19 protein-coding genes and 1 pseudogene are annotated in these 26275 nt (G+C 50.8%); 17 read left to right on the top strand and 3 right to left on the bottom strand.

Going from position 1 to position 26275, the window contains the following annotated elements:
• Positions 1–94 precede the first annotated feature (94 nt).
• A complete protein-coding gene (locus tag P0X86_RS22425) occupies positions 95–457 on the top strand; it encodes a hypothetical protein (RefSeq protein WP_176502512.1) in 363 nt (120 codons plus the stop codon).
• A gap of 217 nt (positions 458–674) precedes the next feature.
• Here P0X86_RS22425 and P0X86_RS22420 read toward each other — a convergent pair whose 3' ends face one another.
• On the bottom strand, positions 675–1766 hold the full coding sequence (locus P0X86_RS22420; protein ID WP_277746487.1) for a class I SAM-dependent methyltransferase: 1092 nt from the start codon (positions 1764–1766) through the stop codon (positions 675–677).
• A 436-nt stretch (positions 1767–2202) separates the two neighbouring features.
• Here P0X86_RS22420 and P0X86_RS22415 point away from each other — a divergent pair, with 436 nt between their 5' ends.
• From P0X86_RS22415 to P0X86_RS22355, 13 genes and pseudogenes are all read left to right on the top strand, one after another.
• Positions 2203–2652 carry an NUDIX hydrolase gene (locus P0X86_RS22415; RefSeq protein WP_277746486.1) on the top strand — a complete coding sequence of 150 codons (450 nt, stop codon included), beginning with the start codon at positions 2203–2205 and terminating at the stop codon, positions 2650–2652.
• A gap of 85 nt (positions 2653–2737) precedes the next feature.
• Positions 2738–3139 (top strand): hypothetical protein, encoded by a 402-nt coding sequence (locus tag P0X86_RS22410; protein WP_277746485.1) that lies wholly within the window; start codon positions 2738–2740, stop codon positions 3137–3139.
• Positions 3140–3181: 42 nt separating this feature from the next.
• On the top strand, positions 3182–3724 hold the full coding sequence (locus tag P0X86_RS22405) for a YfiT family bacillithiol transferase (RefSeq protein WP_277746484.1): 543 nt from the start codon (positions 3182–3184) through the stop codon (positions 3722–3724).
• Positions 3725–3815: 91 nt separating this feature from the next.
• Positions 3816–4283: an NUDIX domain-containing protein gene (locus tag P0X86_RS22400; RefSeq protein ID WP_096775906.1), complete on the top strand. Its 468-nt coding sequence runs from the start codon at positions 3816–3818 to the stop codon at positions 4281–4283.
• A gap of 16 nt (positions 4284–4299) precedes the next feature.
• Positions 4300–4998 carry an HAD family hydrolase gene (locus tag P0X86_RS22395; protein WP_277746483.1) on the top strand — a complete coding sequence of 233 codons (699 nt, stop codon included), beginning with the start codon at positions 4300–4302 and terminating at the stop codon, positions 4996–4998.
• 26 nt (positions 4999–5024) lie between these two features.
• On the top strand, positions 5025–5906 hold the full coding sequence (locus P0X86_RS22390) for an alpha/beta fold hydrolase (protein WP_277746482.1): 882 nt from the start codon (positions 5025–5027) through the stop codon (positions 5904–5906).
• A gap of 15 nt (positions 5907–5921) precedes the next feature.
• Entirely contained in the window at positions 5922–6437 is a 516-nt protein-coding gene (locus tag P0X86_RS22385) for a hypothetical protein (protein WP_277746481.1), read from the top strand.
• Between the two features lie 79 nt (positions 6438–6516).
• The gene (locus P0X86_RS22380) at positions 6517–6783 is read left to right on the top strand and encodes a hypothetical protein (protein ID WP_096775901.1); all 267 of its coding nucleotides are present in this window, start codon (positions 6517–6519) and stop codon (positions 6781–6783) included.
• A 299-nt stretch (positions 6784–7082) separates the two neighbouring features.
• Entirely contained in the window at positions 7083–9704 is a 2622-nt protein-coding gene (locus P0X86_RS22375; protein WP_277746480.1) for a DUF4855 domain-containing protein, read from the top strand.
• A 329-nt stretch (positions 9705–10033) separates the two neighbouring features.
• On the top strand, positions 10034–12094 hold the full coding sequence (locus P0X86_RS22370) for an alpha-galactosidase (RefSeq protein WP_277746479.1): 2061 nt from the start codon (positions 10034–10036) through the stop codon (positions 12092–12094).
• Between the two features lie 16 nt (positions 12095–12110).
• Positions 12111–14717 (top strand): carbohydrate-binding protein, encoded by a 2607-nt coding sequence (locus P0X86_RS22365; protein WP_277746478.1) that lies wholly within the window; start codon positions 12111–12113, stop codon positions 14715–14717.
• Between the two features lie 141 nt (positions 14718–14858).
• Positions 14859–17159 (top strand): annotated as a pseudogene (locus tag P0X86_RS22360) (glycoside hydrolase family 95 protein); the annotation flags it as partial.
• Between the two features lie 128 nt (positions 17160–17287).
• Positions 17288–18405, top strand: a protein-coding gene (locus tag P0X86_RS22355; protein ID WP_277745861.1) for an IS3 family transposase whose coding sequence is annotated in 2 segments (ribosomal slippage) — positions 17288–17534 and positions 17534–18405 — 1119 coding nt in all. Because the reading frame shifts where the segments join, the coding sequence is not laid out codon by codon here.
• A gap of 646 nt (positions 18406–19051) precedes the next feature.
• Here the strand turns inward: P0X86_RS22355 and P0X86_RS22350 are convergent.
• Together P0X86_RS22350 and P0X86_RS22345 are read right to left on the bottom strand one after the other, a co-directional pair.
• The gene (locus P0X86_RS22350) at positions 19052–19945 is read right to left on the bottom strand and encodes a carbohydrate ABC transporter permease (protein WP_096776841.1); all 894 of its coding nucleotides are present in this window, start codon (positions 19943–19945) and stop codon (positions 19052–19054) included.
• A 19-nt stretch (positions 19946–19964) separates the two neighbouring features.
• Positions 19965–20942 (bottom strand): ABC transporter permease, encoded by a 978-nt coding sequence (locus P0X86_RS22345; protein WP_076325175.1) that lies wholly within the window; start codon positions 20940–20942, stop codon positions 19965–19967.
• Between the two features lie 174 nt (positions 20943–21116).
• Between P0X86_RS22345 and P0X86_RS22340 the strand changes: the two genes are divergently transcribed.
• The 3 genes from P0X86_RS22340 to P0X86_RS22330 all read left to right on the top strand — a co-directional run bounded on the left by P0X86_RS22340 (position 21117) and on the right by P0X86_RS22330 (position 26207).
• Positions 21117–22658, top strand: a complete 1542-nt coding sequence (locus P0X86_RS22340) for a response regulator (RefSeq protein WP_277746476.1) — start codon at positions 21117–21119, stop codon at positions 22656–22658.
• Entirely contained in the window at positions 22636–24471 is a 1836-nt protein-coding gene (locus P0X86_RS22335; RefSeq protein ID WP_277746475.1) for a cache domain-containing sensor histidine kinase, read from the top strand. The genes P0X86_RS22340 and P0X86_RS22335 overlap by 23 nt, the downstream gene beginning before the upstream one ends.
• Before the next feature lie 122 nt (positions 24472–24593).
• A complete protein-coding gene (locus P0X86_RS22330) occupies positions 24594–26207 on the top strand; it encodes an ABC transporter substrate-binding protein (RefSeq protein WP_096776838.1) in 1614 nt (537 codons plus the stop codon).
• The last annotated feature ends 68 nt before the right edge of the window (positions 26208–26275 follow it).

Here is a 26275-nt window from a genome sequence, read left to right as displayed (position 1 = left end):
CATTTTTTTAGGTTGTTGCTGTTGTTTTGGTTATTCGTGGAGGAAATGGATGAGGGTATCCGGAATATACCATTTAGGATCGAGGTGAAATGATTTGAAAACATTGAATTACAACACATTGATCAGTTCTTTGATCATTGGGCTGTCCATCGTTGCAGCAAGCTTTATACTTCAGGGGACGGTGGGTTCAAAAGCGATTTCGGCTAATACGGAAGAAGCCAATATGGTGCAATCGGAACGTCCTTTAATGACGCTTGAAGAAACGGCCGAGTTCTTGAACCTTACCGAGTATCAGGTGAAGAATATGATCTCATCCGAGAATGCCTTAAGAGAGCAATATGGATCCGGGGGCGGTACATTATTTCCTTATATCGTGGTGCAGAATGAGATCTACATTAGCAGAATGGGGCTTATGTCATGGCTGGAAGAGGCCACTCGGGAAAGAAGAGAATATTAATATGGAGAGATGATGGCGGTATGAAGTCCATCAGGCTGTTCGTAATATGTAAACCTAGCTCCGCCTCTCCGGTTGTTTCCGGCTCCGCGGTGGTACGGCACAAGTAAGAGGCCAAGAAGACCATTGTAGCTGCAGGCCCCTTTGACCTCAATACCGTCATGAACGTAAATAACGCCTCAAGAAGCACAGGCTCCCGAGTTTTTTGTAACCACCCATTTCAGGTTTTTAAGAATACGCCGAGTTCCCTTACTTTCCCTGTGCCCGATGTGGCCGCCAGCTTCACATACCGGGTGAAATGCGTATTTTGCAGCAGCAACGATTTTTCCGTTTCCGGCTCGCCGCCTGATTCCCAGAAGAGCATATCGGTAATGCATTGATTGATTTTCCGCATAAAAGCGTTACGGATATCTTGGTCTCCCATATGATGATAAAAAACGGTTAACAGGAGGCCGATCTCATACCGCTGAAGTCTTGATGAAGATTCGAAGCGGTCCGGAAGAAGGTCAAAGTTCACCCTTTCCAGCCGATTCAGCCGCAAAGCCAGATCATAATGCTCAGCCAGCGGCTCCAGTCCGGTCACGTGCGCACCTTGGCGGGAGAAATGCCGCGCGTAATATCCGATATTGCAGCCGATATCGATCACTTTCGTGCCGAGAAGAGAACGTGTACCCAAGAAATCCATAATGACATCAAGTCTTGTCGGATAGGCTTGATCGCGCTCGCTCTTCAAATGAAGATAGGAAGGGTGCAGTATGGGGGTATAAATAAGGCTCCGTTGATATCTCTGAAAAGAATCGGCAACCTCTGACAGCCCTTCGATATTCATCCAGTCCATATAATCTTCGCTGGACATTTTGACTTTCATGCTCCGTTTACCTTGGCAATACAAAAAAGTCGACCTGTGATGTCCGTCCCTCAGGTTAAAATAACCTCCTGCGCGATTAAATTTCACCAAAGGCGGGTCTTGGTGAAAAAAAGCGCTATTGGACGACAGATCCACCTTCATCATGTGATACTGATTTTTCCTAAAGGAGAGGACCTCTTCATCCTGTAAAGGCGGGTCGATTCCCCTGGTGAGAAAGATCTTCTTATACCAATCCAGGTACTTGGACGGGCTGGCTTGTTCGTTCATGAAATATCGGTACAGGCTCTTGTGCGAATCAAAACGCATGATCGGCATATCAGCGGAAAGCTTATGATGTTCGTACCAGCTATCGGTGTAGTTGGGAATATCTTTTTTTCTTTCCTCCGTAATCTGATCCGTGAACAGCAGTTCGATCGGGACATCAATATTTACATACCCGGACATCGCTCAACCTCCAATTTATCGTAGTTTCCTTATTTCGAAGAAAATAAATAGGTAGAAAAATCTCCGATGAGAATGTTCTGTAGAACATGCTTGCTTCTTGCAATACTGGCATTCAGAAGGGTAACCGGAGAATTTGACATCATGATCATGGGGCGATGTTCTGGAGCATTCAGTATTCACTAATATACTCTCTGCCTTATTAGCTTGACCCGACGCGTGACTCTATCTTTAAAAAAGACTTCTAGCAGCGGTGGGCCAAATGCTTGGGAAGGAGAGGCATTCGAGTTGAAGGCTCAACAACGTCGTGCGATTGCGTGTTATGTGCGTTAACGGTAGAATAAGGGGAGTTACCAGATATTTCATCCAAGAACCCTCCTCGTGGTTAACGCCAAAGGCGGGTTCTGTTTATGTAGATCATGTGCAAAGGATTGTGGATATGACGGAAAATGGGATCGTGCTTGTGGTCAGCGTTACCCTCGTACAGGGAGATCAAGTGTTTATTATCCAAGAAAATAAACCTTCGGTTCGGGATACCTGGAACTTCCCGGGAGGGCGCATCGAGCCTGGGGAAACGATGTTTGAGGCGGCTATTAGAGAAGTGAAGGAAGAAACAGGGTATGAAGTACAACTGACGGGCACAACAGGGGTTTATCAGTTCATCAGCAGTTTGAATTACCATGTCGTCATGTTTCATTTTACCGGAATCGTGACGGGGGGATCGATTGAGTTGGGTGCTGACGAGATCAAGGATTGCCGCTGGGTCACGCTGCCTGATATCTTCGCGGATGACAGCATGATATTCCGGGATGCCGAAGTTATGAGGCGGATTGTGGAGAGCCTCGAAAAAGGCGTACAGCACCCGCTTGCGCTGTTTCATCCGTCTTAACGCTTCTAACTTCGGGGGCATCGCATAATCATAATTCTTAGCGGATATTTCGTATTATTTTTTCGAATAAAGGAGCGAAAGAGGGATGATCCAACCTAAAAAAATGGCTTTCGGCGGATTTGTTGTGATCGGTATGGTCATGCTGCTCTACCTGATGACAGAAACTCATAATGAAATTCAAAGGGCCTATACAGATTTATCTCCCCAGCAATTCTCGTTATTAAAGATGAGTTTATACGGATTCCTGTTCGGAGTTTTAATAGAGTGGAGAGCACTGGGTAGTTTAATTCAGGGGCAAGTTCGATTAAGGTGGCTGTTATTGCCCGCTGCTATACTTACAGTTATCGTCTTTATTCCTGGTGTTTATTGGATCGAGTGGTTTGGACTTGGAAGGCTGTTTGTTATTGAGATGTTCGGGAAACCGGAAATACACATGCTGCTTTCCGTATTATCCGGTGTATTGTTTATTCGATCTATCTGCGACTAGAAACATATGAAGGGTACGATGATGTATTGAGGAGGTAAGGAAGTGGTGGTCAGCATCCGTTATCCCCTGGGCTCCTTTGAGCCATTGGTGGAGCCAACTTTGGAGGACAGACAGAAGTTTATGCAGCAGATCCCTTCAATCGTACCGACGCTTCGGCAAATCATCATGAAGTGTCCTCTTTCCCAGCTGCACATGCCATACCGTGAAGGTGGCTGGAGAATTCAGCAAATCGTGCACCACCTCGCCGATAACGACATGAACGCTTACTTGCGATTCAAACGGGCATTGACCGAGGATGAGCCGCTGGCAAGCTCGTACCGGGAGGATTTATGGGCTGAGCTGAGCGATTACACGGAAGTTCCCGTGGAGAACTCGCTCTCGCTTCTGGAAACACTCCATTTTCGTTTTCTTATCCTGCTTAAGGATCTACATCCCGAGGATTTCAAAAGAACCATGAGAACCCAAGTGCTCGGCAGCGTTACCCTGGACATCGCCTTGCAGCGATTCGTATGGCACAACCAGCATCATATCGCACAGATTAGATCCATAGCGAACCGCAAAACTGTGAAGTTACATAAGGAGTGAGCCCATATGAGCCGGAGATCCAGGGCAGAAGAAGGTAGATTCTAAGCCTTCCATGTCAGCATGAAGAACAAAACCAAAGGAGCGTAAAGCCATGGGAATGTCGGATTACTATAAAGATTTGAGAGACAAGATCGGAGATCAGCTGATATTCATGCCGTCCGTTGCAGGCATTATCCGAAATGATCAGGATGATATTTTGTTCGGAAGAAAGCATCAGGAAGAATTATGGGGCCTTGTAGCAGGTGCCATCGAGCTGGGTGAGTCGCCGGCGGAGGCGATGATTCGCGAGGCGAAGGAAGAGACGGGGCTTGATATCAATCCTGAGCGAATCATTGGGGTGTATGGCGGAAAAGAACGCCGATATACATACAGCAATGGGCACCAAGTGGAGTACCTGACCATTGTGTTCGAGTGCAGCGTTGTGAGCGGTGAGCTGGACCCGGAGAATGACGAGTTTGCGGAGCTGGCGTTCTATCCGGAGGATCAGCGGCCACAGACGGCTTTGAAATATCCGGAACCTATCTTCATCAAGGGAAATGGAGAGAGAGCCCATTTTTAATAGAAAGCAGGCGCCTATGACAGTAAAATCGATCATCTTCGATCTGGATGAGACATTAACGGACAGAAGGGCAGCGATTAACACGTTCATCAAGCGATTGATTGCCAGGTACTTTCCCGACTCCGATGAAGCTGCCCAAATGATGATAGCCAAGCAATTCAAGGAAGCGGATCATAACGGCTATCGGGATAAGCGCGAAGTATATAAGATGCTGGTCGAGCAGCTTCCGTGGGTGAATCCCCCGAAGGCGGATGAATACCTGTCATTTTTCAGAGGGGAAATCGCCAGTTGTATCCAGCCGATGGATCAGCTGGTTTCCGTCCTGCGCGAGTTGAAGACTTGGGGACTTAAGCTTGGCATTATCACCAATGGAACCGTTCAAGTCCAAGAGGGCAAGATCCATCAGCTGGGGATTCGCGAATACTTCGATTCTATCGTGATCTCCGAAGAGGCTGGCGTCAAAAAGCCGGATCCGGCAATCTTTACGAGAGCTCTGAGCCGACTTCACGCGATGCCATCAGAGACATGGTACGTCGGAGACCATCCGCATAACGATGTAATCGGGGCCGCACAATGCGGTATCAAAGCCATCTGGTATACAAGAGACGGGAGATGGGACGACTCTTTGGACGTGAAGCCATACAGGACCATACATAAGCTGGAACAATTGATTCCTATCTATGCCGAACAGCATGAAGGCAAGTGCATAAGATAAAGTTTATGTCATTGGAGGTGCAGGTATTGAAGCGATTCAAAAGCAATCATGGACAAAAGCTCGTCTATGCATCCTACGACCGCCTGCTGTCAGCGTGGACGGTACCGTACGAGCAGCATAATATTTCTACTTCCTACGGTATGACTCACGTTGTAACAGTAGGTTCTTCGGATCTTCCTCCGCTGCTGCTACTGCATGGAACGGGCGATAACGTCGCCATGATGTGGATATATAACGTGGAGGAGCTATCCCGTAACTTTCATATCATCGCGGTTGATAATATCGGAGGGTCCGGGAAGAGCGAGCCGAACGACAAGTATGCTCGCGAATTCAATCAGGCAACATGGTTGGACGAGGTCCTTGAGGCAATGAACGTGGACGCTGTCTATATCGCGGGCGTATCCTACGGAGCTTATCTGGCTTATCATTACGCCATCGTCAGACCGGATCGTGTGAACAAGATTGTATGTTTGGCTGGAAGCATTGCCGGAAGCCAGTTTGAAGTGATGAGCAAAATGATGCGTGCTTTTCTGCCGGAAGCCTTATTCCCTTCGGAACGGAATGTGCGTTCATTGCTTCGTAAGCTGTGCGGTACCCATGCAGATGCATTTGAGAACAACCCGGAGCTTATGCAGCACTGGTTCTACTTGCTGAAGTACTTCAACAATCGCTCCATGATGAAGCATGCGATTACGATCCATTCGCCTGCCGACATTCAGGCTATTCGCAGCAAGTCCTTGTTCGTCATTGGCGAGCGGGATTTGCTTAGTCATTATCCGAAAGCGGTTGCCAGATTGGAGACGAACGGGATGCGCTACCGCATCGTTAACGGGGCGGGTCACGCCATTAACCATGAGATGCCGGAGCTCGTTCATGAAGAGATTATAGGCTTTTGCAAGGAAGCTTGAGCGAGGTGTGCCGATATGAAAATGAGACGTTTTGCCGCTTTAATCATCATTGCGCTTGCCTTGCTAGGCATGGTTCTATTCGGCAATATGATGACGCCTCGACCTGGCAGCAGCTCCGGAAACGGCAATCCTGCCATCCTGCTGCTCATCCCTTTAAGCATTCTTTTTCTTATGTTGGTCTATCAATGGTTTCGTATTTTTAAACAACTGAAGATGCCTCTTAGCTGGTTAAGCCTCGTGATCTTAGCTCTGGCTGGCTATATCACAGCGGGTTATGCATATCAGCTTCATCGACTCGAAATCTATAGAGAAATCCTAGCCGAGGCTTTCCAATTGAGGTGGGGCCAAACGGACTGGGAACACATCGAATCGATAACGTCCGGCGGACTCCTTTCGATACATATGAACAATCAATTCTTCAATTGGAACACGTATTTCATGATGATTGCCTTCTCGCTGCTGCTGTGCTTCATGTACAAACTGATACAGCACATCATGAACAGAAGACAAGGAACATCAGCGGAGAATTAATAGCGAACCAATGGTCAACGGTGCCGGAGTGCGCGGGGGTCTGGTGGAAGCATGTTTAACTAGGAGGTGACGCGGCCACGTGGAGCTTCTAATCTATGTCGCGTTGTTCATCCTGAATATTCCGATCTATAAGTGGATCTTTAGACGGATATTCGATGACGTGGATGATCTGAAGCAGTCGGTGAAGTATTCGTTAACGCCGGATATTATCTCCTTGTTCCGCAGACGTTTTTGGAAGGATCAGTTCGGGGAGCTCAAGCTGTCCGTTTTCTATTTTTGTTGTTTACTGATCTTCGTCATGGAGTGCGTGGTCGTGGCGAAGGTGATTGGCGTGATCTTTCGATGAGTTAGCAATGCTTTAGATCAGTGGCTATCGTGGGTCATTCCGCAAGGTTGGTCTTCTTATGTCAAGAATAACGGCTAGGTAACTTTAGGTATGAATAGGTCTGACGAAGGGCGCCTATAGCAGGTGTCCTTTTTTAATCTGCAATCATGCACATAAAACCACAGGATTCGACGGCAATCTAAAATTTTCATTTGGTTCAAATGGCTGATGGTGGGAATTACGCTATGTATGGCACAGTATTACCAAGTCACATATGAAACCGCATTCATGAACCAGTATCCAAGTCGGGAGGGAAATGAATGAAACGAAACAGAAGGCAAGGGATTGCCGCAGTTATTGCAATATGGATAGTACTGTTATGGCTGCCGACAGCCGAGGCGGCCAAAGACCAGCCTGAATTGCGAAACCTCGCTGCAGGTATCGGGTACACATGGTCGGAGCAGCCGGAACCAAGCTATGGGGATGCGGGGAATAAGTTAACGGACGGGAAGTACGGTTCGACGCTCTTCACGGATCCGGCATGGACAGGACATCTCCGCAAGTCCACGCGCAGCGTCATCTTCGACCTAGGGGAGAAGAAATCGATCGCTCGGATTCAAGCGCATTTCCTCCAAGATTCTTCGGTCGGAATTGCCTATCCGAACACGGTGTCCATGTATGCGTCCAACGATGGCTCGCAGTGGGGAACCCTCGCGCACATCCCTAGCCGTGAAGTGAGATGGGCAGAAGTTCCGGCAGGCGCTCAAAACTATATCTGGGACGGCAGCGAGGATGGGTTGGTTCAGCATCACCCCAATGCGACAATGGCCTATGCCCAATATGTCAAAGTTACATTTACCACCGATGTGTTCGTGTTTTTGGATGAGATCGAGATCTGGGGGACGGATGGCAAATTGAACAAAGCCAAGCAGGTATCTGCGGATCGGCTTGCATATCACGAACCTGGGAAAGCAACAGGCGGAATGCGTAATCTCGTGCTATTGAATAACGAGAATGGTCCGAGTGGGGCTGATAGGTGGACGAAAGATAACCTAATCCCTTACGTCAGTTACGTGAATGAACAAGGTGAACCGGAGGATTGGTTGTTCGAGGGGGTGCTGTTCCACAGCGTGTTGTCACCGAGTGGACAGGATTTCACGAAAGGAACTGCTACCTTCGGCGATTGGAAGGGTTATTTAGACCAGATGTTCGCGGATCAGGGCGATCTGCAGCAGTTGAACGAAGCGGTGACCGAAGCGGGCAGGAAACTGGGAGAACGGGGTCATAAGGTGAACGTCGTGTTGATGATGCCGAACCCGGGTGATACCGTGACGGATTTCGGCGATGTGGATGGCGATGGTGTGACTGAGAATTTTAATTCCACCGCCATTGGCGCCGAAGCGGCTTCCGCCAATAAGCAAAAGGCGGTTACCTGGTGGATTCAGCAGCTCAAGCAGCGTTGGAAGGAAGAGAAGTACTCAAATCTGAAGCTGAACGGCATCTATTGGGGCGGCAAAGGCATTAGCATGACCGATCTGAACGAAACGAATGTAATCCAGGCAACGAGTAAGCAAGTGCATAAGCAGGATATGAACTTCTACTGGATTCCAAGCTTCCAAGGCAACCGGAATTATGATTGGAGGTATTTGGGGTTTGACGCCGCGCTGCTAGAGTCGGGCGCTTACGCTTCCGCTATTCCGCAGCGAGTAGAGGATGCCGCGGTCTTAGCGAAGCAATATCAGATGGGAATCGAGCTGGAGTTCGATGAACAGATCAATACCGACACTGATAAGCAGGCACGATACGTCGATTTGCTGAACGGAGGCATTGACTATGGCTATATGAGTCAAGCATTGTTGGCATTCGATCAAGGCCATACGGCTTCATTACTCCGCAGTGCCAAGAGTACGGACCCGATGGTTCGTCAGAATTACGACCTCATGGTTCAGTTCGTGAAAGGGACGTATGCGAAGCCAAAACCTTGCTCTAAACAGCCGGAAGGTCCCGTGGCTTCGGATGCGACGCAATACGTCGTGAAATGCGGCACCGAAATTACGATTGCTCACAAATACAATGACCAAAGCGATATGTGGATCGTATTCGACCGTTTTGGTGCGAATAAGCTGGAAGGTCTTAAGGAGTGGCGACTGGCCGAGAATACGGGAACGACTGTGAATCCGGATATGTCTCGTCCATCGACGCTTCTTCAGGCGGATGTATCGGACTGGATTGGGCCCTACGTGGTTAGAGCGAATGCGAACGGCAACGGAAATGCTTGGGATTTCACGGGAGGCAACCACAACTATGATGGCGGCAGCACCAGTTCGCCTACGGGAACGACGGATTCGTTCCGCGTTTGGGCGGACGGTGTGGAAGTAGCTGACGGCACCGTGACGGCGAGCGTTTATACGAAGATCGAAGTGGTCAATCTGATCCAAGCCTATAACACGAAAGAGGCGGATGGTTCCGGAAGACCTGTGCTTAAGGAGACCGTTACGTACGAGATCTCGAACGGCCATATACAGGTCCATAATGAAATCGAGGCGCTGGAAGACATCACGTTCGATACGTATTACGGACTTCAGTCGGTGAATGGCGCATGGAACGATACGGTTCGCTACTTCGCAGGCGATCAGGAAGTTGCTTCAAGCCTTGCGAATATATATAGCGATTCGGGCGCGAAAGCCGTGAAACCGAATGTCGACAGCTATCTACTTAGCTCTAGCGATCAGGGTGGGTTCCAGCACAAACTGCGTGTAAGACTGGATCGACAATATGGGCTAGGAGCTTTGGCAAATCTCGCTGACCATATGCCTGTCATCTTCACGCAGGAATACGGCAAGACCTATTTCCTGCAGATCAAAGGGACGACACCGGAACTAAAGCAAGGAGAGAAGTTCGCATGGCAGGGCAGTTATGATTTTTATGCAGAGAATGCATAACTGTTCTCTGCTTCGGCGCGTGATTGGAATGCAATTTGATGTTCTCTCTATCAAAATCCATACGGAAACAGGTTATCCGGGGTGCTAAGTCGCCCTGCGATAACCTTTTTTTCTGAACGGGTTATTGTCAGCGATCGGCGGAAAGTGGCCATATTGCATTTTAACAAATGGGTCGCTCCAGATGCGTTATATCCCGATATGGATCGGAAGATCGTTGTATAGTAAGCGCTTTACCCTCGCTTCTATAATGGTAGCAAGCTGTAAAAGGCGCTTGATGCTATAACGGCCTGAATGCAGCATAGATGCACGCAGAAGGAGGCAATCCACAGATGTTAGGAAGCAGCGATACGGCGGTGAACGTGGGGGTGAATGCAGAAACTCACATTCGCTTGGCGAATGGCCTGGTGGCCATTGAGGTGGATTTGGAAAAAGGCGGTTACGCCTACGCAGGCAGCAGGGGATTCGCTCTGCAAGAAGTACGAAGCGGCTTTCGATGGCAGGGCCGGGAATACCATACGGGACATTACGACCGCCACTATATGATGGGACAGCCGGAGAAGATCCAAGATCCGTTCGGTACGGGAATCCATGCCGTGATTAAGCATGAATCCGATCTGCTCCCAGGCCTGGAACAGCATTTTTACGTCTATGAGGGAACTTCATCTTTCATCACACGGGTCGTCATTGTCGGCCAAGAGGAATTAAAGGTAAACCGCATCGCGGTGGTGAAAACCGATAGCGTATCGAACGGGACCGAGACGGTTCCGGGAGAATCGCTGCATGTGCTGCGCGTGCCGTATGACAATGACAAATGGGTGCGCTACCTGACGGAGACGGCCCCGCTGGAGACGGAAAGCTACGAAGTGACGGCCTTGTTCCAGCCGGATAGCCGCAATGGATTGATCCTGGGATCGATCAGTCATGACGTGTGGAAGACCGGCATTCGCGTGAAAGGGGAAACCGCTGGCAAGCTGGATGAACTGGAACTGTACGCTGGCGCGGCCGACATCATGACCCGAGATTCCCAGCCGCATGGCTACGTAAGAGGAACTCGCGTTGCATCGCCGCTGGTTATGGTAGGGGATTACGACGATTACCGGACAGGACTCGAAGCGTATGGGGAAGCGAATGCGAAGATAGCGCCTGCTCTGAGCTGGGACGGCGGCGTTCCGATCGGCTGGAACAGCTGGTCGGCCGCCATGAGCACGCTGGATTACGATCTCTATGTGGCGACGAGCGATTTTCTGAAGCGGGAGGTTCAGCCGCAGGGCTTTCACAACGAGGATACCCTGTACATGAATTTCGATGCGTTTTGGTTTCGCCTGACGCATGCCGAGATGGAGGATGCCTTGAAAAGGGTCCGCGAAAACGGGCACAAACCCGGTACATACTGGACGCCGTTTGCGTTCTGGGGAAGTCCGGCTGGGTTCGGCAGCCCCGTGGAGGGCACCGATGGGAAGTACACCTATGGCGATATTCTGCTTCGCGACCAGGATGGCGAGATTTTGCCGGATGTTGACGGCGGACTTGCGATTGATCCTACGCATCCCGGGAACCTGGCGCGAATCGATTGGTTCATGGATAAATTCGTCTCCGAGGGATTTGAGTATATCAAGCTGGATTTCATGGCTCACGGGGCTCTGGAAGGCAAGCATTACGACCCGGATATTACGACGGGGATCGCTGCATACAATTACGGATTGTCGTATCTGACGGATAAACTCTCCCCGGAGCGGATCGGCAGACCGTTCTTCATCAACCTGTCGATTGCCCCGCTGTTCCCTTATTCCTATGCGCACAGCCGCAGAATTTCCTGCGATGTGTTCGGAACGATCCAGGATACGGAATATTTGCTGAGCTCGCTGACGCACGGGTGGTGGATGAACGATACGCTGTACCGTTTTAACGATCCGGACCATGCCGTGATCTATAAAAGCTTCAACCAGGATTCGACGACCCGCCATGAAGGGCGAAGCCGTCTGACCGCGTCCGTGATCTCGGGAACGGTGCTGCTGCTGGGCGATGACTTCCGGCATGAGGAAGCGGCATGGCGCGCCAAGAACTGGCTGGGAAATGAGGCAATCATCGAGATTGCGAGACTGGGCAGAACCTTTGTGCCCGTAGAGGGGAATCTCGGGAAACAGGCTGCGGATACGTTTGTGCTGACCCATCCGAGCGAAGCGGGAACGACGTATATTGCCGTGTTTAACTTTGACGGGGCCGAGTCCGTGCTGAAGACGGTTTCCTTGGGACGCTGCGGCCTCGAGGCGCACGCATCTTATACGGTTCTGGATGTGTGGGAAGGAACGGCAGGTCAATCGGAAGGCACGCTTGTGGTCGAGCTGGCGCCAGCCGAATCGAAAATCTTGAAATTAATTCGAAATCAATAAAAGGAGGAGAGGTTCAGTGCGTATTCATCCGTTCAAATTCTTCCAAAAGCCATTCATGCTACTCTTATCGATTCTGTTAGCGGGGTCTGTGCTAGGCAGCTCCTTGGCTTCGGCAGAACGGCAGCCGAGTCAGGCGGCCGGAGGCATCTTTTCCTACGAGGCCGAGGCATCTCAGAACACGTTTACCGGCAATGCAGGAGCGGTCGATTGCAGCTTCTGTTCAGGCGGGCAAAAAGCCGGCAATCTATACGGCGGTTCCACGCTGACGTTCAACGGGATTCAGGTCGATAAGGCCGGTATCTACAATATGAACATGTTCTACATCTCAGGGGATTCCCGCGCGGCTTCGATCTCCGTGAACGGAGCGGAGAAGGAGAATTTCAGTTTTCCGAAAACGGCGGATTGGAACACGATCGGCACCTACCAGATTCAAATTTACTTGAATCAGGGCAGCAACACGATTCTGTTCGATGATGCAGGCGGATACTCGCCCGATTTTGACAAAATTGAGCTGACCTTTGATTCAGCCGGCGAAAACGGATCAGGCCCGGATGGCAGCATTGGCGATTTAGGCAAGCAAAAGAAAGCCACGAGCTATGGCTCCATCACCTTAACCGAATATGCCAACGGCTTCAAGGTATCCAATCCGACGTATGAGCTGCTGTACAACACCTCGACCGGATTGTCGCAATACAATTGGAACGGCAAACCGGTTGCCAAGGGGTTATACAGCGAGATCCAGCTCGACCGGATGGTTGCAAGTACAGATTATAAACATCATAAATTCTATAAAAATCAAGTGGTCCCATTCCAGGATGCCACCGGCAAGGGCATCAAGGTGACGGTCGTGAATGAGGATGGGGGAATGCCATCGCTCAGCCAAATCTATTACGTCTATGAAGACGGGCCGTATCTGCTTACGGAAACGGTCGCTTCCCATCATTCCGCAATTTCTACGGGGAACATCGCACCTATCGCGATGGAAGCGAGAGGCGGCATCGACATCGGCAGCTATGACGATAACCGGGTCCTCGTCGTTCCGTTCGACAACGATGCTTGGTCCAGATACCAAGCGAAGTCGATGAATACCGGCCTCAACAACGGGCTGTATATCAGCTCGGAGCTGACGGCCATCTATGACAATACGAGCCGGAACGGCCTCGTCATCGGATCGGTGACGCATGACACGTGGAAGACCGGCATCTATTGGAGCGGCTCGAATGACAAATTGAACAATCTGCGCGTATATGGCGGATTTACGTCATCCACCTCCACGTGGGACACGATTCCGCATGGAAAGGTAACGGGCAAACAGATTGCTTCGCCGAAAATCATGGTCGGCTTTTTCGAGGATTACCGGACCGGACTGGAAGCGTTTGGCCAGGTGAATGCAGCGATCCAGCCTCCGTTAGCCTTTGGCGAGGACATTCCTGAAGGCGTTCCGGTCGGCTGGAACAGCTGGGGAGCGTATGCCAGCGATTTAAGCTTTGACAAGGCGGTTTCGGTCTCGAATTATGTTAAAGACCATATTCAGAACCATTCCTTCAACAATGAAGGCGATATCTACATCAATCTCGATTCCTATTGGGATAACATGACGGATCAGCAGCTGACGGATTTGGTTCAGCTCATTCACAGCAATGGACAGAAGGCCGGCATCTATTATTCGCCGTTCGTGTACTGGGGCAACAATATGGAGCAGGAAGTCGAAGGGACGAACGGCAAATATAAATACGGCGATATCGTGCTGCGCGATATGGACGGCAACGTGCTGCCGACGCTGGATGGCGCTTATGCCGTGGATCCGACGCATCCGGGCGTGAAGCAGCGGATCGATTATTACATGAATAAGTTCAAGAGCAAGGGCTTTGAATATATCAAAATCGATTTTCTGAGCCATGGGGCAATGGAAGGCAAGCATTATGATGCCAACGTTCAAACCGGCATCCAGGCCTATAACCAAGGGATGGCTTACGTGAATGAAGTGCTGGACGGCTCCATGTTCATCAGCGCTTCCATCGCGCCGCTGTTCCCTAGCCAATATGCGCACAGCCGCCGCATCTCCTGCGATATCGACGGCAGCATCGGCAGCACGGAATACCAGCTGAACAATCTCACGTACGGCTGGTGGCAGAACGGAACGATCTACCATTATACCGATCCGGACTATATGCACTTAACCAAAGGCGGATCGATGGAAGGCGCGCAGTCGCGCGTCAATGCGGCCGCGATCTCCGGTACGGTCTTCCTGAATTCGGATGACGTCACGGATGCGACGGCACGGCAGTACATGGAAACGCTGCTGACGAACCCGGAAGTGAACGGGCTGGCGATGAAGGGCAAGGCGTTCCGGCCGGTAGAAGGCAATACGGGCACGCAGGCAGCGAACGTATTCGTGCTGGACGATCAGGGAACCCACTACGTAGCTGTGTTTAACTATACACAAAATGCGGCACAGCACACCGTGGATCTCGTTCGTGCCGGTATCGCTTCGGAAGGGGCGGCGTCCTATACGGTGACGGATGTTTGGAGCGGCCAATCTCAGACGGCGTCTGGCTCTTCGCTGGATGTGACGCTAAAAGCGGCCGAATCCAAGCTTTATAAAATCGTCCCTAATCCATAACAAGAAATCATCGATTCATCATGTACATCTGCAAGTTCATCGCGGTTCCCGGCTTCATCCGGGGATCGCGATTTCTTGCTTTTGCTGTAAGGGTAGTGCTTGTCGCGATATTGGAAAATCAAGTGAAGAGGAGAAAACAACATGTCAGATATGAAGCTTTGGTATACAAAACCGGCTCAGGGCTGGTCGCAAGGACTGCCGATCGGCAATGGCCGAATGGGGAACGTGGTGGTATCCACTCCTGACAGAGAAATATGGAATATCACCGAAACCACCTATTGGTCCGGCCAACCGGAGCCGGCTCAAGGGCGAAGCAACAGCAAAGCGGATTTGGAGCAGATGCGGAAGCACTTCTTTCAGGGCAATTATCGCGAAGGGGATCGACTAGCCAAGAAGCACCTGGAGCCGGAAAAATTGAATTTTGGCACCAATCTGGGACTATGCCAAGTCGTTCTGGAGTTTGATCATAACGTGAAGCTATCCGAAGGCGGGCGACAAGATGCAGCAGCTGAGCCGCTGTTCCATCGGGAACTGGATCTGGAGGAGGCGGTGGCACGTTCTTTTTGCGAGATCGATGGAGCGGTGATGACGCGAGAGGTCTTTGCTTCCCATGCCGATCAGGTCATTGTTGCGCGAATCCGCAGCAGCCATGGCTCATTAGGCGTGTCATTCCGCATTTCGATTCGAGGGGAGAATGGTCCTTTTCATGCTGTCGTTACTAGTAAGGATACGATCGAATTCCAGGGGCAGGCGATGGAAAGCGTACATAGCAATGGGAAGTGCGGGGTGTCCTGCCAAGGCCAGCTGCGCGTCGTAACGGAAGGCGGGCAGGTGAGCTGCACGGATGGCACCATAAACGTATCGGGAGCGGATGAGGCGGCGATTTATTTTGCGGTGAATACGGATTACCGTCAAGAAGGTGAGAGCTGGCGGGAGAAAAGCGCGTTGCAGCTGGAGCAGGCTGTGCTGCTGGGATATGACGCGCTGAGAGCCAAGCATCTGGCGGATTATCAGCCGCTGTATGCCCGTGTACGATTGGAGCTGGGAAGCTCCGAGCATGCCAGTCTGCCTACGGACGAGCGGATTGGCAGGTTTAAGCAGGGCAACTGGGACGATCCGGCGTTGTTTGCGTTGTTTTATCAATACGGCCGGTACTTGACCATTAGCGGGTCACGACAAGACTCCATCCTGCCCATGCATTTGCAAGGCATATGGAATGACGGCGAAGCCAACAAAATGGCCTGGAGCTGCGATTATCACTTGGACGTGAACACCCAGATGAACTATTTTCCGACGGAGGCCGCGAACCTGAGCGAGAGCCATGAGCCGCTCATGCGGTATATCCAGCAGCTGTCGGTGGCTGGACGCTCGGCGGCGCGCCATTATTATGATGCCGAAGGCTGGGTGGCCCATGTATTCTCCAATGCCTGGGGATTTGCGTCACCGGGGTGGGGGACCTCCTGGGGGCTGAACGTGACGGGCGGACTGTGGATCGCGACGCATATGATGGAGCACTACGCGTACAACCGCGATCAGGCTTTTCTGGAGGAGTTGGCTTATCCCGTCCTGAAGGAGGCCGCAGCCTTTTTCATGGATTACATGACCATGCATCCGAAATATAGCTGGCTGGTGACAGGTCCGTCGAATTCGCCGGAGAACAGCTTTTATACCGGCCATCCGGAGGATGGGCATCAGCAGCTGTCCATGGGCCCGACCATGGATCAGGTCCTGGTTCGGGATCTGCTGGCGTTCTGCGTGAAGGCAGCACAGACGCTGGGCGTGGATGAGGAGCTTCAGCAGAAGTGGCAGACGGCGCTGGATCAATTGCCTCCGCTGATGATCGGCAAGAAGGGGCAGCTGCAGGAATGGCTGGAGGACTATGAGGAGGCGCAGCCGGAGCATCGCCATCTGTCGCATCTATATGCCCTGTATCCCGGCAGCCAAATCACGCCGCATCGTACGCCGGAACTCGCTGCGGCAGCCCGAGTGACACTGGAGAACCGTAACAGCCGGGCCGACCTGGAGGACATCGAATTTACTGCGGCGCTGTTCGGACTCTTCTACGCCCGACTGCATGACGGGAACCAAGCCGTGCAGCATATCGCCCACCTAATCGGGGAGCTGTGCTTCGATAATATGCTCACCTACTCCAAACCCGGCGTAGCCGGAGCGGAGGCGAACATCTTTGTCATCGACGGCAACTTCGGCGGCACCGCCGCCATTGCGGAAATGCTGCTGCAGAGCCACGAAGGCGAGATTTATCTTCTGCCTGCACTGCCGGCGATATGGCCGACAGGCAGCGTGAAAGGGCTGAAGGCGAAAGGGAACATTGAGGTGGATATGAGCTGGGAAGATGGGAAGTTGGTTGAGGCGAGGGTGAAGGGGAATGAGAGTAGGAGTGTGAAGGTGTTTTATGGGGGGAGGGAGATGGAGGCAGGGATTGGCTATAGTACAGCCACAGAACTGGAAATAAAGCGTTTAGGTAGTATGAGTGGATCGGCTACACTGGGTTGGACAATAAAAATAAGGGCTAGTAGAATGAAGAGAATAATACTAGGAGCGGATCTACTATGCCAAAACAAAGACGTACATTTACAGCAGATTTTAAAAGACAAATGGTCCAATTATATGAAAATGGAAAGCCAAGGGCAGCGATTGCCAGAGAGTATGAACTTAGTCCGTCTGCCCTCGATCGCTGGATTAAGCAAGCGCAAACGTCAGGCTCGTTTTCTGAAAAAGATAACCGAACTGCTGAAGAGAATGAACTCATCGCTCTTCGTAAGCGAGTTCAGCGGCTTGAAATGGAGAATGACATTTTAAAGCAGGCCGCGCTGATCATGGGACGAAAGTAAAGATCATTAAGCAAAACAGTGATAAATACTCGGTATCAGCATTGTGCGAAGTCCTGCAAATCTCCAGAAGTACCTTCTACTATGAAACGAGAGCAAAAGACAACGATGACGAAATAACGACGGCTATCGTAGAGATCTTTCATGCCAACCGAAAAGCGTATGGAACGCGCAAATTGAAGGTCAAACTTCAGGAACAAGGCTACACGGTTTCAAGACGCCGAATCGGACGGATTATGAAAGAGCAGGGTTTGGTGTCGACGTACACCATAGCGCAATATAAGCCGCACAAGACTGCTTGTAACGAAGCTACAACAGCGAATGAATTAAAACGTGAGTTTGATCAAACTGAATCTAAACGATTTGTAGTCAGCGATCTCACTTATGTCAAAGTCCAGCATAAGTGGCATTACATTTGCGTGCTGATTGATTTATTTAACCGAGAAATCATTGGTCACAGTGCAGGTCCACACAAGGACGCTGCTCTGATTTCCCGTGCCTTTGCCACAGTAGAAGGCGATTTAAGCGACATTCAGTGGTTTCATACGGATCGCGGAAGCGAGTTTAGGAATCAAACCATGGACGATCTATTAGAGACGTTCAAGATTGGTCGCTCCCTGAGTATGAAAGGCTGCCCCTATGACAACGCCGTTGCTGAAGCTACTTACAAAGTGATGAAAACAGAATTCATCAACCAGATGAATTTCCAGAGTCTTCATCATCTAAAACTAGAATTATATGATTATGTGAACTGGTTTAATAAGCATCGCGTTCATGGCACATTAGGCTACATGACGCCAGTTCAGTACAAAGCAGAGGCCCTTAAAAAAGTTGTCTGATTTACTGTTGACAGTCCAATTATGTACGGAACAGATCCTGGGGAAAATACTGGAAAAATAAAGGCTGGTAAATTAGATTATAAGAATTAACGTTATTGACCCACACGTACCTGGATTGATGAGATGTTCGTTTGAATCAATTATTATATAGACTTCTGCTAAGGTATTGGCGGGAGTTTTATATGGCTCGCCTAGCCAAGCTAGGCACAAGACCTTGCCCTGATAAAATAGACAGCTAGAATCCTTCGATTACAACTTTTTTGTCTAACGAAATACTGCTGAGTTACTTGTTGAATTTCATGATGCTAGAGTTCTTTATATGGAAGGATGGCGTTGAATAATGTCGAATATTTTTAATGGGTATTCTAATAAGCGAATTTAGGAGGAGTCAGAGTTAAATATTGTTGAGTTCTTGAGATAATCATAGATGTACAAAAGTTTTTCCATAAGATTGGAATTCCTTGATAACGTGATGCAGCTTTTATTAGAATGAAGCAGCTATAACAATTGGCGGAAATAACTATTATTTATGAGATTGAAAATGAATTTATTAGAGAATGCTTATAACTTTATAAAATAAAATCCATAATCGAAGAGAGCCCTTACCCCTCCTGGGTAAGGGCTCTCTTCATTTCCCAAACAACTCCTAACTCTTAATAGCCCCCATCATAATTCCCTTCACAAAATACCTTTGCACAAAAGGATACACCATAATGATCGGCAGCGTAGCAACCATGGTCACCGCCATCCGGATGCTTTCGCTGGAGACCGGGATCCGCTTGGAGCCCTGGGCCAGCTGCTGGGCGTCGGACATCATGCCGGCGGTCTGGAACTGGTTCAGGATTTTGACCAGGACGGCCTGCAGGGTCTTCAGCTCTGGCTTGTAAGTATACACATAGGAGTCATACCAGGAGTTCCAATGGCCGATGGCCAGGAACAGGCCGATCGTGGCGAGCACCGGCACGCACAGCGGCATGATGATGCGGAAGAACGTCTGCAGGTCGTTGGCGCCGTCGATTTTGGAGGATTCCTCGATCTCGCCGGGGATCTGCTCCATGAAGGTGCGCACCAGAATCATCAGGAACACGCCGATTAAGCCAGGGAAGATGTAAACCCAGAAGGAGTCGATCAGCCCCAGGGATTTGATGATCATATACGTCGGGATCAGCCCGCCGCCGAAATACATCGTGAACACAAAGAAGAAGGAGAAGTATTTCCAGCCGAGCAGATTGCGCTTGCTGAGCGGATAGGCGAGCAGCGTGATGAAGAAGATGGATGCCGCCGTCCCGACGACGGTACGCAGCACGGTGATCTTGATGGCGCTCCAGATCTCCGGATTCCGGAAGATGGTCAGGTAGCTCTCGATGGTTGGCACGCGCGGCCAGAAGTACAGGTTGCCCCGCATCGTATCGGTTGCATCGTTCAAGGAGATGACCAGAATGTTCCAGAACGGATAGAAGGTCACGAGAAAGATGCCGGTCAGGAACAGGTATAAAGAGGCATCGAAGATACGCTCGGGCACGGTTTTTTTGCTTAACATGGATGTACCTCCTTATGGTTTAGAATAGGGACTGCCCGTTCAGCTTCTTCGCCGTATAGTTGACGATGACCACGATGATGAACGCCACCACGGAACTGAACATGCCGACGGCTGCCGCATAGGAGAACATGCCGTTCTGAATACCGTAGCGGAACGAATAGGTGGACAGGACGTCGGAGTAATCCCGCGTCAGGTCATTGCCGAGCAGGAAGTGCTGGTCGAAGCCCGCGTTCAGGATGCCGCCAAGCGCCAGAATCAGCAAAATGACAATCGTTGGCTTCAGATGGGGCAGGGTGATGTACCGGATCTGCTTAAAGCGGTTGGCGCCGTCGACCTTGGCCGCTTCATAGAGCTCCTGGTTAATCGACGAGATGGCCGCCAAATACATGATCGAGCTGTAGCCCATATCCTTCCACGTATTGCCGAGCGCGACGATCCACCAGAAATACTTGCCGTTCTGCAGGAATAAAACGCTTTCATCGGTAATGTGTAGGAATTTCAATATGCCGTTAATCGCGCCGTCCGAGGAGAGCAGGGTCACGATGATGTTGGCCGCAATAACCCAGGATATGAAATAGGGAAGATAGGAGGCGGTTTGCACCGTCTTTTTGAACTTCACGTTCTTGATCTCATTAATCGCGATGGCGATCAGGATCGGCATCGGGAAGGAGAAGAGCAGCGTGATCAGCGTGGAAGCCAGCGTATTTCGCATGACGATCCAGAAGTCGCCGTTGTTGAAGAAGTAACGGAACCATTCCAGGCCGACGAACTCGCTCGTGAATAGGGTCGACCAGAAGCCGCCGAGCGTCGGCTGGTAATTGACGAAGGACATGTATAGGCCAACCATGGGCGTATACGCAAACACAATGGCCCAGATCAATCCGGGCAGCATCATCAGGAATAGATACTTCTGCTGCTTCAGCATGGCCCAGCGGCTTTTTCGATGAGGACTTAAGTTCAAGTCACTCCGCGTCTGTAAGGTTGTAGCAGGTTTCATATGGGGCACCTCGCATCTCAAGTTAACTCAAATTATAAGACTCGGAAAAAATGAGTGTCGATATGACAATGTAACGAAAGATGCTTGAAAATGACTTACATCGCGAATTCCCATAGTTAAAAAAACGAAATCGCTATAATATTAAGGGATAAAGCCGACACAGGGGGTATGAGCATGTATAGCATTTTTCTCGTAGATGACGAAGAGCTGGAGCTTGAGATGATCCGAGATTATATTCGTTGGGAAGAGATGGGGATATATGTAGCCGGAACAGCCCTGAACGGCAGGGATGCCCTGGAGAAGATCGAGGTGATTCAGCCCGATATCGTACTGACGGACGTCCAGATGCCCGTCATGAACGGGCTTGATATGGCGAAACGGGTGAGTGAGTTATTCGACTGGATTCAGTTCGTCTTCCTGACCGGACACGATGAATTCAATTATGTGAAGTCGGCCTTAAACGTGGGAGCCGTCGGCTATTTATTGAAGCCGCTGGATCTGAGCGAAATTGTAAGCGTTATCGATAAAGTCAAGCGGCGCTGCGAGGAAGTGCGGATGAAGAACCGCTCCATTCGCGTGACCAAATCCAATATTGTACGAGAGATGATATTCGAGCAGAACGAGGAGCGATTCCGAAACCTCGCTGCCAGCTACCATAAGCTGTCCCGCCATACGGAGCCGAGAACGTATACCCTTACGCTGCTCGGCATCGATGCTCCGCACGCTGCACAGCCGGGACCGTCCCTCGAGGATGGCATGGCGCGCCTGCAGACGTTTATGGAGGAGTGGCTAGCGGACAAGAAACTCGAGGCGGATCTGGTCGTCTGCCGGGAAGGCGAGCTGGGCATCTTCATGGATGCCGCCAGCCATCTGAGCCGCTTTACGTGGGAGGATCTGCTGAAGCAGATGCAGCATACGCTGGGCTTTACGATGACTGCGGCCGTGAACGAGGAGCCGGAGGAGCTGTCCCGCATCCAGGATATATACCGGGAGACGCGGCAGATGCTGGAGGAGATGTTTTACGTCGGCAACGGGAGAGTCATCTATGCCAAGGACGTGCTGCGGCAGCTGGAGAGCCGGCAAATTCCTCCTTTCCAAGAAACGGCCTATTTCGAGGATATTCATCAGTTGGCGTCCGAGCAGGCCGCGCAGAAGCTGCGGGATTACTTCAACCGGCTGGTCATGCTGCGAATCCGAAAAACCGAAGTGTGCGACTTTGCCATCGGACTGGTGGAGTCTCTGCTGGAGGGGATCCACGAACCGATCACGGAGAGCCACAAGCGGGCGGAGCTTTACCATGCCATCTATCAGTGCCGAACCATTATCGAAATCGAAGCAATCATCATGGATTTTGCCGGGCTTGCGATTCGGACGCTGGAACACCGGTTCATGGACAAAAATGCAAGGCTGGTGCATCAGGTGCGCACGACGATCGACCAGACCTATCACCAGGCCATCACGATCAACAGCTTGTCCGATCAGGTGTATCTGTCTCCCAACTACCTGCGTTCCATCTTTAAGGAGAAAACCGGCATGACGATCCATGATTACCTAACGAGAATCCGGCTGAACAAAGCCAAGGAGCTGCTGGCCGACGATTCGCTCAAAGTGCAGGACATCGCCCAAAGGGTCGGTTATGAGAGCACATCCTACTTCATTTCCTTATTCTTAAAAAGCCAAGGAGTTACGCCGAATGAATACCGCAAAAACATCTAGCCCGTCCGGCCCGTGGAGCCGGCTGGCAGGGGCTTTCCCGTTCGCGCACTTACGCGCATACACCAATTGGCGGCTCCGGCACAAGTTCTTTTTCATCTTTCTGATCGTGATCATCCTTCCGTTCTCGCTGCTGATCTATTATTCGTATTCTTCGACCCGCAGCACGATTACGGAGCATACCTATACGGCCTTGGGCGGATCGCTGGCACAGATTAACACCAACGTGGAGAAGCGGCTGGAGTATTACAATCAGCTGTCGAACATCCTCTACATGGATGCCCAGCTCCGCAATTATCTCTCTACCGATTATGAGCAGGCGTACTATTATCTGGATGCCTTCCAATATATCAACCGGACGCTGCCGTCCCTGATGACCCTGAATGCCAACATTCTGGGCATCACGATTTATACGGGGAACCATACCCTCTATTCCGACGGCCAATACGTCAAATATACGGAAGAGCTGCCCCGGGCGATGGAGGAGCAGGTGCTGGATGCCGCCGGCAATACGGTGTACTTCCATTCCGGGAATTTCAAGGCTGATGATGCACATATCACCATTGCCCGTTCGTTAAGTTATTTCAGCCTGCAGCATCCGTACGGGATATTGACCATGGACATTAACGCGAACGAATTCTACTCCCTAATCAAAATGGAGAACGACAACAAAAGCGTCTATATTATCGACGAGTTTGGCGGCGTGATCAGCACGGGGGATCAGAACCTCCCATCGAACCAGCTGTTCGACGTGTTTCCGATTCAGGAGCGGATGACCCGGGATGCGGGCTCATTCGATATGAAGATTAACGGCCAGGAGCGCTTTTTCACGTATAAAAAGCTCAGCAACGGCTGGTCCACGGTCATCACCGTGCCCTACGACGAGCTGCTGGCCAATGCGAATCAGGCGACCAAGAACGTTATCTGGTTCTCCGTACTGGCGATTGGCATTGCCATCCTGCTGCTCTATTTTACGACCAAGGTCATGACCAAGCGGATCGAGGTGCTGCTGCAGCAGATCCGGAAGGTGGAGCGCGGAGATTTCCGGCTGTCGATTAAGCCGATGGGGCATGACGAGATCGGTCAGGTGTCTTTTGCGTTCAATAAGATGGCCTCGACGATACAGTCCCTGATCCATGACGTATACGTGAAGGAAATCGCAAGGAAGGAGTCGGAGCTGAATACACTCCAGGCCCAGATCAACCCCCATTTTCTATACAACACCTTGTCCTCGATCTCTTCCCTGGCGATCAAAGAAGGGGCTATGCAGGTGTACCAGATGGTCAATTATTTGGCCAAGTATTACCGAGTTTCGCTGAATAAAGGAAAGCGCATCATTCTGCTGGAGCAGGAAATCAATCTGGTGAAGAATTATGTCGCGATCCAGAAGATCCGGTTCCGGGACAAGCTTCATATGCATTACGACCTGGATGAGCAGCTGTTCGGGAACACAACGATCAAGCTGATTCTGCAGCCGTTCATCGAGAACTGCATCAATCATGCCATTGGGGACGAATCGGGAATCAACATTAACGTGAAGCTCAGACAGGAGGGAGACGACATCTTGCTCCAGGTCATCGACGACGGCATCGGAATGACCCCCGAACAGCTCGATCGCGCGCTGAGCAAATCGGATAATCTGTCTGGATATGGCGTGAAAAACGTGAATGACCGGATCAAACTGACCTACGGAGAGGAATATGGCGTCAGCATCTTCAGCCGGCTCGGCATCGGAACCGCGGTGACCATTCGGATACCTGTAATCTCCGATAGGCATCCTGCAAACGAACAGTACCCGCAGCAGGCGTTACCCTGAATGAAAGACATTTTGCATCATGGATTGTAAGATTGCGTTATAGATCAATGAACTCCCGATTTTTACAATGATAGATATATTCGAGCACATGAATATGACGACCTTAGAAAGGGGTTCAGGGAATGAAGAAACTAAAATTGATTCTGGCAGCAGCGCTCGTTATGACAACGCTTTCGGCTTGCGGCGGCAACCAGAAGGCGGCATCGGGCGGAGACAGCGGTACGAATGCGGACAGCAGCGCGCCGATCACGTTAACCTGGTTTGACCAAAACACGGGGGATGCCTTTACCAATCCGGTCGCTAAAGTGATTACGGAAAAAACAGGCGTGACCGTCGAGATCCAGCAGCCTACGGGCAATCCGGTCGAGAAGCTGAATCTGATGTTGGCCAGCGGCGATCTTCCGGACGTTATTTTGATGAGTCGTGGAAGCGATATCATGAACAAGTATATTACCTCGGGCGCGGTGATCCCGCTGAATGACCTGATTGAAGAGCACGGACCGAATATCCAAAAAATGTACGGCGACACGCTCGCCAAAACGCGAAGCGAGGACGGCAACAATTATTATTTCTCCAACTGGTACGGCTTGGAGCAGTACCCGGTATTCGGCTTTATGATGCGCATGGACATCATGAAGGAGCTGGGCGTCGGCGATAAGGTGAATAACGGCGAGCCGTTTACCGCGGAGGAATTCGAAGAGCTGCTGGTTAAGTTCAAGGAGAAATATAAGGCCATCGACGGAAAAGAAAGCATTCCGATGACGCTCAACGGCGAGAATGTCGGAGCGGTGACCGGCAGCTTCAAGGGCATGTACGGCATGATGCCGTATTATGAAACGAACGGAGAGCTGAAGAAGGACGTCCGCGATCCGCGCTATCTCGAAATGGTCAAATTTCTGAATTCCCTTTACCGCAAAGGCCTGCTCGATAAAGAATGGGCAACGATGAAGACCAAGCAGTTCGAGCAGAAGCTCGGCAACGGCAACGTGTTTGCCACGGCGGAAGCGCTCTGGAATGTAGGCAATGCGAATGCGCTGCTCAAAACCGAGGCAGCCGATAAGGCCACGGAGGAAGAGCGTCAGTTCTACCAATATAAAGTGCTGGCTCCGGGCGTGAAGCCGGAAGAGGCCACTTACGGACCGAAGAGCTCCCTGGGCTGGGACGGCGTCGCCATCAGCCGCTCCAACAAGGATCCGGTCCGGACGATGAAGCTGCTGGATTTCCTGGCCAGCGAGGAAGGCCAGTATCTGCTGATGTGGGGAGTAGAGGGCGAGCATTGGGACATGAAGGACGGCAAGCATGTGCCAAGACAAGAAGTGCTGGACGCTTTCAAGAAGAATTGGGACGAAGCTTCCCGTACGACGGGCATTCGCAAGTGGACCTGGATGATCAAGAACGGTCCCGGCGAGGACGGAACCCCGTATGACCTGATGGGCCGTTACCAGACCGATCCGGTCACGGATCTGGCGATCAAGAACCTGGCCGATACGTCGTTTGATACGGCACCGTACGATAACCTGGGTCCGGCTGGCGGAACGCCGGAAGCCATTATGGAAACGAAGGTGAACGACACCATCAATAAATATTTCCTGAAGATGGCCTTGTCGCCGTCCGAGGACCAAGTGGTGGAATCCTATAACCAGATGATGGCCGAGATCGAGGCGGCCGGCCTGGCCAAGCTGGAAAAGATTTATACGGACAACTTCAACAAACGTCAAGAGCTGTGGGGCAAATAATCTGGCTAAAGGGAGTCAAAAGATGCTTCGTCTTTTGGCTCCCCTTTTTTTCTTGAACAGGCAAAAAC

The organism is Paenibacillus sp. BR1-192, assembly GCF_029542445.1.
In the GTDB taxonomy this organism is placed as follows: domain Bacteria; phylum Bacillota; class Bacilli; order Paenibacillales; family Paenibacillaceae; genus Paenibacillus_AQ; species Paenibacillus_AQ lautus_A.
The sequence above is the reverse complement of the archived record's forward strand: the minus strand, read 5'-3'. Positions and strand labels throughout refer to the sequence as shown.